Annotated in this window: 7 protein-coding genes; 6 read left to right on the plus strand and 1 reads right to left on the minus strand. The window is 66.6% G+C overall.

Annotation, left to right across the window (positions count from 1 at the left end; translation table 11 throughout):
• Position 1 precedes the first annotated feature (1 nt).
• The 5 genes from glgB to KW83_RS03340 all read left to right on the plus strand — a co-directional run bounded on the left by glgB (position 2) and on the right by KW83_RS03340 (position 9,594).
• Positions 2-2,203, plus strand: a complete 2,202-nt coding sequence (glgB, locus tag KW83_RS03320; RefSeq protein ID WP_036174332.1) for a 1,4-alpha-glucan branching protein GlgB — start codon at positions 2-4, stop codon at positions 2,201-2,203.
• A gap of 6 nt (positions 2,204-2,209) precedes the next feature.
• Complete coding sequence (gene glgX / locus KW83_RS03325; RefSeq protein ID WP_051928194.1) at positions 2,210-4,312, plus strand: glycogen debranching protein GlgX; 2,103 nt, start codon at positions 2,210-2,212, stop codon at positions 4,310-4,312.
• The gene (gene treZ, locus KW83_RS03330) at positions 4,309-6,045 is read left to right on the plus strand and encodes a malto-oligosyltrehalose trehalohydrolase (protein ID WP_036174335.1); all 1,737 of its coding nucleotides are present in this window, start codon (positions 4,309-4,311) and stop codon (positions 6,043-6,045) included. Before glgX ends, treZ begins: the two co-directional genes overlap by 4 nt.
• Complete coding sequence (gene treY / locus KW83_RS03335; protein WP_036174338.1) at positions 6,042-8,366, plus strand: malto-oligosyltrehalose synthase; 2,325 nt, start codon at positions 6,042-6,044, stop codon at positions 8,364-8,366. The genes treZ and treY overlap by 4 nt, the downstream gene beginning before the upstream one ends.
• Before the next feature lie 337 nt (positions 8,367-8,703).
• Positions 8,704-9,594, plus strand: coding sequence for a lysophospholipid acyltransferase family protein (locus tag KW83_RS03340; protein ID WP_036174340.1), 891 nt, complete (start codon positions 8,704-8,706; stop codon positions 9,592-9,594).
• 3 nt (positions 9,595-9,597) lie between these two features.
• On the opposite strand, the gene KW83_RS03345 is transcribed toward KW83_RS03340, so the two are convergent.
• Positions 9,598-10,296, minus strand: a complete 699-nt coding sequence (locus KW83_RS03345; RefSeq protein WP_036174344.1) for a DUF1223 domain-containing protein — start codon at positions 10,294-10,296, stop codon at positions 9,598-9,600.
• 225 nt (positions 10,297-10,521) lie between these two features.
• On the opposite strand from KW83_RS03345, the gene acnA reads away from it, so the two are divergent.
• Entirely contained in the window at positions 10,522-13,323 is a 2,802-nt protein-coding gene (gene acnA, locus KW83_RS03350) for an aconitate hydratase AcnA (protein WP_036174347.1), read from the plus strand.
• Positions 13,324-13,438 lie beyond the last annotated feature (115 nt).

Consider the following 13,438-nt stretch of genomic DNA (forward strand, 5'->3'; position numbering starts at 1 on the left):
CATGGACACGATATTTCCAGATACGGCACCGCCGGCATCCGCAATCGAGGCGATCCTGCGCGGGCAACAGGGCGATCCGTTCCGGTGGCTGGGCATGCACCGGCAGGACGGCAAGGGGATCGTGCTGAATGCCTTCCTGCCCGATGCGGCAGAGGTCGAGGTCATCGACCAGAAAGGCAAATCCGCCGGACCGCTCGAACGCATCCACCCGGAAGGCTTCTTTCACCGGGCCTGGCCGCGCCGGAAATCGCCCTTTGGCTACCGCCTGCGCTGCCGCAACGCCGCCGGTCATTCGTGGGAGTTCGCCGATCCCTACGCGTTCGGTCCGGTCATGGGCGAGATGGATGAATATCTGCTGGCCGAAGGCCGGCATGAGGAGCTCTATCGCCGGCTTGGCGCCCATCCGATCGACTACGGCGGCGTTCGCGGCACCGCATTCGCGGTCTGGGCGCCGAACGCGCGGCGCGTGTCGGTCGTGGGGCATTTCAACGCCTGGGACGGGCGCCGCCACGCAATGCGGCGGCGCGGCGCGTCCGGTGTATGGGAGATTTTTCTGCCCGGTATCGGACCCGGCGACCTTTACAAATACGAGATCGTCGGGGCCTACGGGGCCGTCCAACCGCTCAAGGCCGATCCCGTGGGTTTCGCCGCAGAGGTGCCGCCGCAGACCGCGTCGATCGTTGCGGGCCTGCCCCGGCACGAGTGGACGGACGACGGCTGGATGCGCGCGCGGTCTGCCGACCAGCGAGCCGAACCGGTGTCGATCTATGAGGTGCATCTGGGATCGTGGCGGCGCGGCCTAGAGGGCGAGACGCTGAGCTATGCCGATCTGGCACAGCAGCTCATCGACTACGTGACCGACATGCGGTTCACCCATGTCGAATTCCTGCCGGTGACCGAGCATCCGTTCTCCGGATCATGGGGATACCAGCCCGTCGGCATGTTCGCCCCGACCGCGCGTTTCGGCATCCCCGAAGACTTCGCCCGGCTGGTCGATCGCCTGCACGGCGCGGGCATCGGGGTGATCGTCGACTGGGTGCCCGCACATTTCCCGTCGGACGCCCACGGGCTTGGCCAGTTCGACGGCACCGCGCTCTACGAACATGCCGACCCGCGCCAGGGATTCCACAAGGACTGGAACACGCTGATCTACAATTTCGGCCGACGCGAGGTGGCGAATTTCCTGCGGGCGTCGGCGACCTACTGGCTGAAGGAATATCATGTCGACGCGCTGCGCGTGGATGCGGTCGCGTCGATGCTGTATCTCGACTATTCCCGCAACGAGGGCGAATGGATCCCGAACCGGTACGGCGGACGCGAGAACCTCGACGCCATCGAGTTCCTGAAGGGCGCGAATGCGGCCGCGCACCACTACGCGCCCGGCAGCCTGACCATCGCCGAGGAAAGCACCGCCTGGCCCGGTGTCAGCCGGCCGGTCGAGGACGGCGGTCTCGGCTTCGATTTCAAGTGGAACATGGGCTGGATGCACGACACCCTGTCCTACATGGCGCATGAGCCGGTCCACCGGACGTATCACCACGGTGAGATGACCTTCGGGCTGCATTACGCCTTCAGCGAGAATTTCGTGCTGCCGCTCAGCCACGACGAGGTGGTGCATGGCAAGGGGTCGCTGCTGACGAAAATGCCCGGCGACCGCTGGCAGCAATTCGCGAACCTCAGGGCCTATTTCGGCTTCATGTGGGGGCATCCGGGCAAGAAGCTGCTGTTCATGGGCGGTGAGTTCGGACAGGAGCGTGAGTGGAACCACGACCGGTCGCTAGACTGGCATCTGTGCCAGGACCCGATGCACGACGGCCTCCGCAGGCTGGTGCGCGATCTCAACGGTCTCTACCGGACCGAACGCGCATTGCACCGGCAAGACTGCACGCCCGAAGGATTTCGCTGGATCGAGGGCGGCGACACCGAAAACAACGTGTTTTCCTTCCTGCGCCTGTCCGACGACGGCGCGCCGCCGGTCGTTGTGGTCAGCAACATGGCGTCGGTGTTCCGCGAAGGGTACCGCATCGGGGTGCCGCAAGGCGGTCCCTGGCGCGAGGCCCTGACGTCAGATGCGGCGGAATACGGCGGCACCGGCACCCGGAACGGCGATCTGAACGCGTCGGACGACGGGCTGCACGGTCAGCCGGCGTCGCTGTCGCTGACACTGCCGCCGCTGGCAACCCTTTTCCTCACGCCGCGTTGAGGCGACATGCAATCGCCATCGCTTCTCCTCAACCGTCGCGTGCTTGCCGGCTCTGACGTACCGCTGGGTGCGACCTGGGACGGGTCGGGCACCAATTTCGCGCTGTTCTCGGCCCACGCGACAAAGGTGGAACTATGCCTGTTCGACCCCCGCGGCCGGCGTGAGATCGAGCGGATCGAACTGCCCGAATACACCCACCAGATCTTTCACGGCTATCTCACGGATGTGCGGCCCGGCCAGGTCTACGGGTACCGGGTTCACGGCCCCTACGACCCGCAGGCGGGACACCGGTTCAATCCCAACAAGCTGCTGCTCGATCCCTATGCGCGCCAGCACCGCGGTAACCTGCGGTGGCACGACGCGCTTTTTGGCTATCGGATCGGCCACGGGCAGGAGGATCTGTCGTTCGACAGGCGCGACAGCGCGTTCGTCATGCCGAAATGCGTGGTCGTCGATCCGGCCCATACCTGGGGCAGCGACGTGTCGCCGAACGTGCCGTTCGGCCGCACCATCGTCTATGAGGCTCATGTCGGCGGCATGACGATGGGACATCCCGGGATCGAAGAGCCCTTGCGCGGCACCTTCGAGGGTCTGGCCGATCCGCGCGTCATCGATCACCTGGTCGGGCTCGGGGTGACGTCGCTTGAATTGCTGCCGGTTCAGGCCTTCTACGATGAGGGGTACCTGACCGATCAGGGGCTGGTGAACTGGTGGGGCTATTCGACACTGGGGTTTTTCGCCCCAGCGCCCCGCTACCTCACGCCGCAGAACAATCTGCACGAATTCAAGCTGATGGTCCGCCGCCTGCACGAGGCGGGCATCGAGGTGCTGATGGACGTGGTCTACAATCACACCGCCGAAGGCAGCCAGATGGGGCCGACGCTGTCGTTCCGCGGTATCGACAATGCCAGCTACTACACCCTGGCCGAAGATCCGCGCTACTATTTCGACACCACCGGCACCGGCAATTCGCTGGATCTGCGCAACAGCCGTGTCCTGCAGATGGTCATGGACAGCCTGCGCTACTGGGTCGAGGATTGCCATGTGGACGGCTTCCGGTTCGACTTGGCCACGACGCTGGGACGCGACCGGGATCACTACTCGTCCCATGCCGTCTTTCTGGAGGCGGTGCGCCAGGACCCGGTCCTGGCGGGGGTGAAGCTGATCGCAGAGCCGTGGGACACCGGTGCGGGCGGATACCAGCTGGGCAATTTCCCGCCGGGCTGGGCGGAATGGAACGACCGCTACCGCGATACGATGCGCGGTTTCTGGAAGGGCGATCCGGGCAGTCTGCCGGGCGTTGCCGGCGGGCTTCTGGGATCGGCGGACACGTTCGCACATTCCGGCCGCCGCCCCTGGGCCAGCGTCAACTTCGTGACGGCCCATGACGGTTTCACGCTGATGGACCTGGTGTCCTACAACGACAAGCACAACGAGGAAAACGGTGAGGACAATCGCGACGGCCATTCCCATAACCTGTCGTGGAACCACGGCCACGAAGGCCCGACGGACGACGCCGGAATCGTCTCCCTTCGGGACCGGCAGCGGCGGAACTTCATGGCGACGCTGCTGCTCAGCCAGGGAACGCCGATGATCCTGATGGGCGACGAACGCGGCCGCAGCCAGGGCGGCAACAACAATTCCTACTGCCAACCCGGTGAGATGAACTGGTTCGATTGGGAAACCGAGGACCGGCACCTGGAGTTCGAGGCGTTCCTGCGCGGCCTGATCGAGATCCGCCGGTCGCGCGGGCTGTTCCTGGCCGAACGCTACCTGCACGCCGGACCGGACGCGCGCCACAATCGCTTTGCGCGGTGGCTGCGCCCCGACGGCGGCGCGATGCATCCCGAGGACTGGAACGACCCCGACAACCGATCGACGGGCCTGCTGCTGCACGAAAGCGGCACGTTCCTGCTGATGGCGTTGAACGCCGGCGACGCGCAGCTGGACTTCGCCCTTCCGGGCGATGCGGCACGGTGCTGGGCGCCGCTCGTGGATACCGAAAAGGGCAGTGCCGATCCCGGGGCAGAGCCTTTTATCGACGGCGCGGCCGTGCCGCTGGCCGCGCGGTCGCTGCTGCTGCTCGAAGCGCGGGGGCGCGCGTCATGACCGCCCGGCGCTACGCGTGGGGCGCCGAGCCCGTGGGCGACGGCATGTGGTCGTTCCGCCTCTGGGCGCCGACGGTCGCGCAATTGTCGCTGCGGCTCGACGGGAACGACCTGGAGATGACTTCGGTCGCAGATGGATGGTTCGACCTCACGGCCCCGGCGCGGGAAGGGATGCCCTATGAATTCGTGCTGCCCGGCGGACAGGCCGTCCCGGACCCGGCGGCGCGGCGGCAATCCGGCGACGTGCACGCCCCGTCGTTGCTGACCGCGCCGCGCCGTGCGCGTGGATGGTGCGCCCGACCCTGGCGGGATGCGGTGATCTATGAGCTGCATGTCGGCACGTTCACCCGGGACGGGACCTTCCGCGCCGCGGCCGATGACCTGGCCCGGCTGGCCGATCTGGGCGTGACCGCGATCGAGATCATGCCCGTCGCCCAGTTCGGCGGCGATCGGGGCTGGGGCTATGACGGGGTGCTGCCCTACGCGCCGCACCCGGCCTATGGCACGCCCGACGATCTGGCCGCACTGGTCGATGCGGCCCACGACAGCGGGCTGATGGTGCTGCTGGACGTGGTCTACAACCATTTCGGGCCGGACGGGAATTACCTCGGCGCCTATGCGGCAGAATTCTTCGACGAAGGCCGCCAGACGCCCTGGGGTGCGGGCATCGACTACACCAGGGCGCCGGTCCGGCGTCTGTTCATCGACAACGCGCTCTACTGGCTGGGCGAGTTCGGCTTCGACGGGCTGCGGCTGGACGCGATCGACCAGATCGTCGATCCATCAAGACCGGAACTGCTGATCGAGATGGCCCATGAGTTGCGCGGCGCACTGCCCGACTGTCCCGTCCATCTGACGACAGAGGACAACCGCAACGTCACGCATCTGCACGAACGCGATGGCGGCCAGGTGCGGCGGCATACCGCGGAATGGAACGACGACATGCACAATGCCGCCCACGTGCTCGCCACCGGCGAGGAAGAGGGCTACTACGCACCCTTCGCCGACGATCCGCTGCGCTATCTTGCCCGGTCTCTCGCCGAAGGCTTCGCCTTCCAGGGCGAGGGCGGGCGGGGGCAGCCGTCGGCGCATCTGCCGCCCGTCGCCTTCGTTGATTTCCTGCAGAACCACGACCAGACCGGAAACCGCGCGCGGGGCGAGCGTCTGATCTCGCTCACCGATACGCAGACCCTCCACGCGCTCGTCGCGGTGCATCTGCTGTCGCCGCATATTCCGTTGATGTTCATGGGCGAGGAATACGACGAGACCCGGCCGTTCCTGTTCTTTGCCGGGTTCGGCGGAGAGCTGGGCGATGCCGTGCGCGACGGGCGCCGCCGCGAATTCGCCGAATTCGCCGGTTTCGAAGGCGGCGCGGCAGAGGTTCCCGATCCCATCGCGCCCGAAACCTTCCAGGCGTCGAAACTGGATCCGGACCGTCGCCGCAGCGAAGGCGGCCAGGCGGCGTTGGAGCGCACGCGGCACCTTCTTGACCTGCGTCATCGTCGCATCGTTCCGCTTCTGGGCGCTGTCGGTGGCCAGTGCGGCCGTATCGTGGCGGCCGACGACGGGGTGCTTGCCGTGGACTGGCAGCTGGACGGCGGGCTTTTGCAGATGCGCGCCAATTTTTCGTCGAGACGCCGCGACCTGCCGCCCGCACGCGGCGATCTTCTGCACGCCGTCGGCACGCCGGGCGATCCGCGCAGCGCGGCACATTGGCTGGACCAGACACGATGACCCTTCCCACCTCCGTTTACCGACTCCAGTTCCGCAACGGCATGGATTTCGATCGGGCGGCATCGCTCGTCCCCTATCTGGCGCGACTGGGGATCAGCCATCTCTATGCCTCACCGCTGTTTACGGCCCAGCCCGGATCGACCCACGGCTATGACGTGACCGATCCGGGAGAGATCGAGCCCGCGATCGGCGGACGAGACGGGCTGGCCAGGCTGTCTGCGGCCCTCCGGGCAGAGGGGCTTGGCCTGATCCTGGACATCGTTCCCAACCACATGGCCTTTTCCGTGGCCACCCCGTGGCTCAGGGATGTCTTGCGCCACGGGCCGGACAGCCGGTTCGCGCGGCACTTCGATCTGGACCCGGAAGCCGGGCGGATCCGCCTGCCCTGGCTGACCGCGCCTTTCGAACAGGTGCTGGCCGAAGGCGGGTTCTCCGTGGACCGGGACGACGACGGACCGGTGCTGGTCAGCGATGGCCTGCGCGTTCCCCTGGCAGAGACACCGGCCCTGTCGGACGCCCGCAGCGGTGATGCCGATGCGATCCGCAAGCTCCATGCCGCCCAGCCTTGGCGCCTTGTCCATTGGCGCACAGAGGCGGACGCGCTGAGCCACCGGCGGTTCTTCAACGTCACCGGCCTGGTCGGGGTCCGGGTGGACGCGGGGGATGTGTTCGAGGACGTGCATCGGCTGCTGTTCGATTTGGTCGAGGACGGCACCGTGGACGGGATCCGCATCGATCATATCGACGGTCTGGCCGATCCCGCGGGCTATCTCGACCGGTTGCGGGCGCGGGTCGGCGACACGCCGATCTGGGTCGAAAAGATCCTGTCCGGCCCGGAGACGCTTCCGCGCGACTGGCCGATCGAAGGGACGACCGGCTATGTCGCGGCCCGCGCCTTTGCGCGGCTTCTGACCGAAAGCGACGGGCTGGATCGCATCGACGTCGCGTATCGCCGCGCGACCGGCCGGACCGATCCGGTCGAGGACGTGATCTGGCGCGCCCGCCGGCAGGTGCTGACCCAGGACCTGGCCGCCGAGCTCTGGACGCTCCACGGCCTGTTTGCAAAAATCGCCGCGGCCGACCCGGTCGGCATCGAATTCGGACCCGAACGGCTACGCGAGGCCCTGCTTGCCTATATCGGCGCATTCCCGCGCTATCGCAGCTATATGACGCAAGATTCCGTATCGCAGGCCGATGCCGATCTGGTCCGCCGCACCGCAGCGGATGCGGCCACCCATCTGAACGATCCGGGTGCGCTGCCGCTGCTGGCCGATGTGCTGACCCGTGCAGACCCGGCCACCGCCCCCTTGCGCGAACGGATGCAGCAGGTGACGGGTGCCGCCGTAGCCAAGAGCCATGAGGATACGGCATTCTACCGTGAGGTCCGGCTGCTGTCGGCCAATGAGGTCGGCGGCGAACCCGACGAAGATCCGCTGGGCGTGGCGGGCTTTCACCGCGCGATGGAACGGCGGGCGAAGCTGATGCCGCACGGTCTGTCGCTGACCTCTTCGCATGACACGAAGCGCTCCGAGGACGCGCGGATGCGCATCGCCGCCATCACCCGCGAGCCGGAGGCCTATCTGGCCTGGTTCCGGATCTGCAGCGGGTTCGCGCCGGAGCGGCTGAACCCGAACCTCGTCTGGTACGTCGCGCAAACCTTCCTGGCCCTGGACCAGTGGGACGGCGATTTCGCCGACCGCCTGGCCGAACATGTCGTCAAGGCCCTGCGCGAAGCGAAAAGCGAGACCTTCTGGACCGACCCCGATACCGAGCTGGAAAAAGCGGCGACCGACTTCGTCCGGCGACTGGCCAGCCACTTCCCGCGTCACGCGATGGAGGTGCGGGCGATCATCGAGGCGGCGGATCGGTTGAGCCTGATCCAGACGGCGCTGAAGCTGACCGTGCCGGGCATTCCCGACATCTATCAGGGGTGCGAGGTGGCGAATTACGCACTGACCGATCCCGACAACAGGCGTCCTGTCGATTTCGCGGCGCTGGCAACGGCGCTGGACGATGACGGCCAGTTGCCGCGCAGCCTGGACCGCGCGAAATTCGGTCTGATCCGCGCGATCCTGCACCTGCGGCAATCCCACCCGGCCCTGTTCCTGCAAGGGGGCTATCATCCGATCGAGGCATCCGACGGCATCTGCGCCTTCGAGCGCCGGAACGGCGGGAAACGGCTTCAGGTTCAGCTCGAAGTGATCGAAGGCGCATTCGAGAAGGCGGTCCCGGCAGGGGGGCGCGTGGTCTTTCCAACCAAGGGCACCCCGGACGGAGCACCCGTTCGAATCACGCTGGCGATGGCCGGCCAATCCGGTTGACCTGGGCCGCGGTTCCGCGCGCGGCATCGCGGCGTGAGATCGAGAGCGGTCGTCGGACGGCACCGCCCTTTTGCGCCGGGTACGGTATACGGCAAAAGCCTGAGACGGTGCGGCACCGCCGGGGCACAAGGTCCCGGACCCGGACCTCGGATACCCATCGAAGGGCGCGGGCGGCGCTCTGCGGCGGAAGGCCGCCCGGTCTGGCCGCTGTACACCGGGATCCGGCGGCCGGATCGGCGGCGCTCCGCGTCCAGTCGCTTGTGGTCCGCGGGTGCGGGGCCTAAACCTCTGGCCAATGCGGGCGGACCGGCCCGCCGCCTCCGGGAGTTCCCCAGCCATGGCCAAGCGCAATCGATCCGACATGGCCGACGCGGCGCAGAACCTGGCGATCCGAACCGTCCTGGGCGCGATCCTCGCCCTGCCCTACAAATCCCGGGTCCGCCTGATGGGCTGGCTTGCAACCCATCTCATCGCGCCTCTCGCCGGATGGCGGCGGCGGATCCGCGCGAACCTGGCCCACGCCTGCCCGGACCTGCCTGAGGCCGAGGTCGCGCGCATCGTCCGGGAGGTTCCTGACAACGTGGGCCGCACCCTGATCGAGATATACTCGGGCGCCGAGTTCAAGCGGCACGTGTTCGGAACGCCGCTGTCCGGGCCGGGCGTCGAGGCGCTGCGCGCGGCGCGGAGCGAGGGGCGGCCCGTCGCACTCGTCACAGCGCATATGGGAAATTTCGACGCCCTGCGCGCGACCCTCATCGCAGAGGGGCACGAGCTGGGCGGGCTTTACCGAGAAATGAACAATCGCCGGTTCAACGCCCATTACGTGAAGGCGCTCAGCGCCATCGGAACGCCGATCTTTCCGACCGACCGCCAGGGGGTCTCACGCTTCGTGCGTTACCTGGCCGACGGCGGCATCATCGGGATCCTCACGGACGTCTACAATTCCACGGGCGCCGACGTGACCTTCTTCGGGCAGAGCGCGCCCACCTCGACCGCGGCCTGCGCCTGGGCGGTGAAATACGGCGCCACGGTCATCCCCTGCTACGGGCTGCGGCGCGCGGACGGGCTGAGCTTTGATCTGGTCATGGAGGAACCGGTGGCCCATCGCGATCCGGTTGAGATGACGCAGGAGGTCAACGACCGGCTAGAGCGCATGGTCCGCGCCAACATGGGGCAGTGGTTCTGGATCCATCGACGCTGGAAGCCCGAGCGCGAACGGCGCGGCTGACCGTCAATCGACCCGGGCCGCGCCCAGGATCGGACCGAACCCGGCCGCCTGCACCAGAACCGCGACGGGTCCGTCCATCCGCGCCTCGCCCTGCCAGTCCGCGGTCCCGTCCCATTCCCCCAAGACTTGCCAGTCCGTCACGATATGGGTGTAGTCGATCACCGCGCCCGCATTCTCGCCGCTGCGGATGGCGACCCGCTGGCGCGGGGCGAAGGGCACGACCTGCACCAGCATCTTGCCGGCCGTGGCGCCCTCCGCCATGCTGGCGCGGATCATGATCCTCTCGCCCTGTCGGCTGGCCTCGACCTCGACCGCGTCGGGCCTGGCGTCCAGTTCGCGGATCGCCGCGGCCAGCTGCTTGGGACGGCTGCCGACGATCCGGTAGCGCCCCCCGACGATGATCTGCGGCGTATAGATCATCCGCTCTCCGGCCGCCTTGGCATAGCCTTTCTGGCGGCGCATGAACCTTGGATCGGCGAAGGTGTCGGCCCAGCCGATATAGTCCCAGTAACCCACATGCAGAGCCAGCGGCAGCACGTCGTCCCGCCCCGACAGATCCGCCAGAAGCGCGTCTGCCTTCGGACAGGAAGAGCAGCCCTGGGAGGTATAGAGTTCCACCACCACCGGCTGTTCTCCGGCCCGGGCCGGAATCGCGATCCCGAGCGAGAGGCCGATGGCAACACAGGTCAGCGCGACGCGCATGGAGGTCCTCCGGTGGGGGATTGCACTGTCTGGGAGGTCTATGCCGCAGACCGGAGGCTTGCCAATCAAGGTTTTGCGATACCTTGGAATATCGGCATTCCAGCCGCAGCGACGCCATGTATACTGTTGCATACCGTGTGGAAACGATCTAGCACCGCACTACGTTTTCACCAGAACGCGCGCGCCACGGTCGGTGGCGCCCATTGACGCCCAGAGGAGACCGCCATGCCGATCGAAGTCGGACAGGATACCAGCAAGACCCGCCGTACGATGGATGTCGATGGCACCACCTATGCCTATTATTCGCTGGCCGCCGCAAAAGATGCCGGGCTGGGCGATTTCTCCAGGCTTCCCAAGTCGCTGAAGGTTCTGGCCGAGAACCTCATGCGGTTCGAGGACGGCAACACCACCACGGTGGACGACATCAAGGCGTTCGCCGATTGGGCGCAGAACGGCGGCAAGACCGACCGTGAGATTGCCTATCGTCCCGCGCGCGTGCTGATGCAGGACTTCACCGGCGTACCGGCGGTGGTGGACCTGGCGGCGATGCGCGACGGGATCGTGGAGCTTGGCGGCGACGCGCAGAAGATCAATCCGCTGAACCCCGTGGATCTGGTCATCGACCACTCGGTGATGATCGACGAATTCGGCAATCCGCGCGCCTTCCAGATGAACGTGGATCGCGAGTATGAGCGCAACATCGAACGCTACACCTTCCTCAAGTGGGGCCAGAAAGCGTTCCAGAACTTCCGCGTCGTCCCGCCCGGCACCGGCATCTGCCATCAGGTGAACCTGGAATACCTCAGCCGCACCGTCTGGTCGGACACGGATCAGAACGGTGAGCTGGTGGCCTATCCCGACACGCTTGTGGGCACCGATAGCCACACCACCATGGTGAACGGCGCCGCCGTTCTGGGATGGGGCGTCGGCGGGATCGAAGCCGAAGCCGCGATGCTGGGTCAGCCCGTCTCGATGCTGATCCCGGAGGTCGTGGGCTTCAAGCTGACCGGCGCCATGCCGGAGGGGACCACCGCGACGGATCTGGTGCTCCGGGTCTGCGAAATGCTGCGCAAGAAGGGCGTGGTACAGAAATTCGTGGAATTCTACGGCGACGGACTGGACAACGTGCCGCTGGCCGACCGCGCGACGATCGGCAACATGAGCCCCGAATTCGGCGGCACCTGCGCCTTCTTTCCCATCGACGACGAGACCCTGCGCTATCTGACCCAGACCGGGCGCGACAAGGAGACCGTCGCGTTGGTGGAGGCCTATGCCAAGGAGCAGGGCCTGTGGCGCACGGCCGGGGAGGAGCCGGTCTTCACCGATACGCTGGAGCTCGATATGTCCACGGTCAAGCCGGCCATTTCCGGACCCAAGCACCCCCAGCAGCACATCGACCTGGACGCGGCGGCCACGAACTTCCACGCCTATATCGAGGAACAGCGCGATGGCGGCAACGTCGAGACCAAGGCGGAAACGCGCTGGGAGGCCGAAGGCGGCCAGCCGGAACCCGTCAACATCCCCGGCGACAAGGGCAAGCACAAGCGCGCGCAGGTCACGATGGTGGATATCGACGGAGAGGAGAAGTCGTTCGAGCTTCACGACGGCTCGATCGTGATCGCCTCGATCACCTCCTGCACCAACACGTCCAATCCCTACGTGATGATCGGCGCCGGGCTCATCGCCCGCAAGGCGCGCGAACTCGGCCTCGACCGCAAGCCGTGGGTCAAGACGTCCCTGGCACCCGGCTCGCAGGTCGTCTCTTCCTATCTTGAGGCCACCGGCCTGCAGGAGGACCTGGACGCGATCGGCTTCAACCTGGTGGGCTACGGCTGCACCACCTGCATCGGCAACTCCGGCCCGATCCCCGAAGAACTGTCCAAGGCGGTCAACGACAACGACCTGATCGCTGTCTCCGTCCTGTCGGGCAACCGCAACTTCGAGGGCCGGATCAGCCCGGACGTGCGCGCCAACTACCTCGCCTCGCCGCCGCTGGTGGTGGCCTACGCGCTGGTGGGCGACATGAACGTGGACATCACCACGGAACCGCTCGGCCAGGACAAGGACGGCAACGATGTGTTCCTCAAGGACCTGTGGCCCTCCCAGACAGAGATCGCCAAGCTGGTCGAAGAGACCGTGACCCGCGAACGCTTCCAGGAGAAATACGCCGACGTCTTCGAGGGCGACGAGAAATGGAAGGAGGTCGAGACCACGGACAGCCAGACCTACGACTGGCCCGCCGGGTCCACCTATGTCCAGAATCCGCCCTACTTCCAGGGCATGGGCACGGAGCCCGGCACGATCTCGGACATCAAGGACGCGCGGATGCTGGCGCTTCTGGGCGACATGGTGACGACCGACCATATCTCTCCGGCCGGATCGTTCAAGGAAACCTCGCCCGCCGGCGAATACCTGACCGAACGGCAGGTTACCCCCAGGGAGTTCAACTCCTACGGGTCGCGGCGCGGCAACCATGAGGTGATGATGCGCGGCACCTTCGCCAACATCCGCATCCGCAACGAGATGCTGGACGGGGTGGAAGGCGGCTACACGAAGGGCCCGGACGGCGAGCAGATGCCGATCTACGATGCGGCCATGGCCTATCAGGAACAGGGCACGCCCCTTGTCGTGGTGGCCGGTGAGCAGTACGGCGCGGGGTCTTCGCGCGACTGGGCGGCCAAGGGCACGGCGCTTCTGGGCGTGCGGGCGGTGATCGCGGAAAGCTACGAGCGCATCCACCGCTCCAATCTCGTGGGCATGGGCGTCCTGCCGTTCGAGTTCACCGGCGACGACAGCCGCGAGAGCCTGAAGCTTACCGGGGACGAGACGTTCTCGATCTCCGGGCTGGAGGGCGATTTCCCCCCGGGGGCCGAGGTGGCCTGCACGATCACCTATCCCGACGGCACCGAAAAGGAGATCACCTTGAAAAGCCGGATCGATACCGCGATCGAGATCGACTACGTCAAGAACGGCGGTGTGCTGCACTATGTGTTGCGCCGGCTGGCCGATACCGCATCGGCGGCATGACAGGGACCCGAACCGCAGAAGACCCGCCACCGCGTGACGCATTCCGCTGCGCAGGACCCGGTCGCAAACAGATGGTCGGCCTATGGGGCCGACCATCTTCGTGGATTTGCCCGTG

The organism is Palleronia rufa (assembly GCF_000743715.1).
Taxonomy (GTDB): domain Bacteria; phylum Pseudomonadota; class Alphaproteobacteria; order Rhodobacterales; family Rhodobacteraceae; genus Palleronia; species Palleronia rufa.

Excerpts from the sequence above, each read along its gene's own strand:
- treZ (WP_036174335.1), top strand. The coding sequence starts at position 4,309 with ATGACCGCCCGGCGCTACGCGTGGGGCGCCGAGCCCGTGGGCGACGGC.
- glgB (WP_036174332.1), top strand. The coding sequence starts at position 2 with ATGGACACGATATTTCCAGATACGGCACCGCCGGCATCCGCAATCGAG.
- acnA (WP_036174347.1), top strand. The coding sequence starts at position 10,522 with ATGCCGATCGAAGTCGGACAGGATACCAGCAAGACCCGCCGTACGATG.
- KW83_RS03345 (WP_036174344.1), bottom strand. The coding sequence starts at position 10,296 with ATGCGCGTCGCGCTGACCTGTGTTGCCATCGGCCTCTCGCTCGGGATC.
- glgX (WP_051928194.1), top strand. The coding sequence starts at position 2,210 with ATGCAATCGCCATCGCTTCTCCTCAACCGTCGCGTGCTTGCCGGCTCT.
- KW83_RS03340 (WP_036174340.1), top strand. The coding sequence starts at position 8,704 with ATGGCCAAGCGCAATCGATCCGACATGGCCGACGCGGCGCAGAACCTG.
- treY (WP_036174338.1), top strand. The coding sequence starts at position 6,042 with ATGACCCTTCCCACCTCCGTTTACCGACTCCAGTTCCGCAACGGCATG.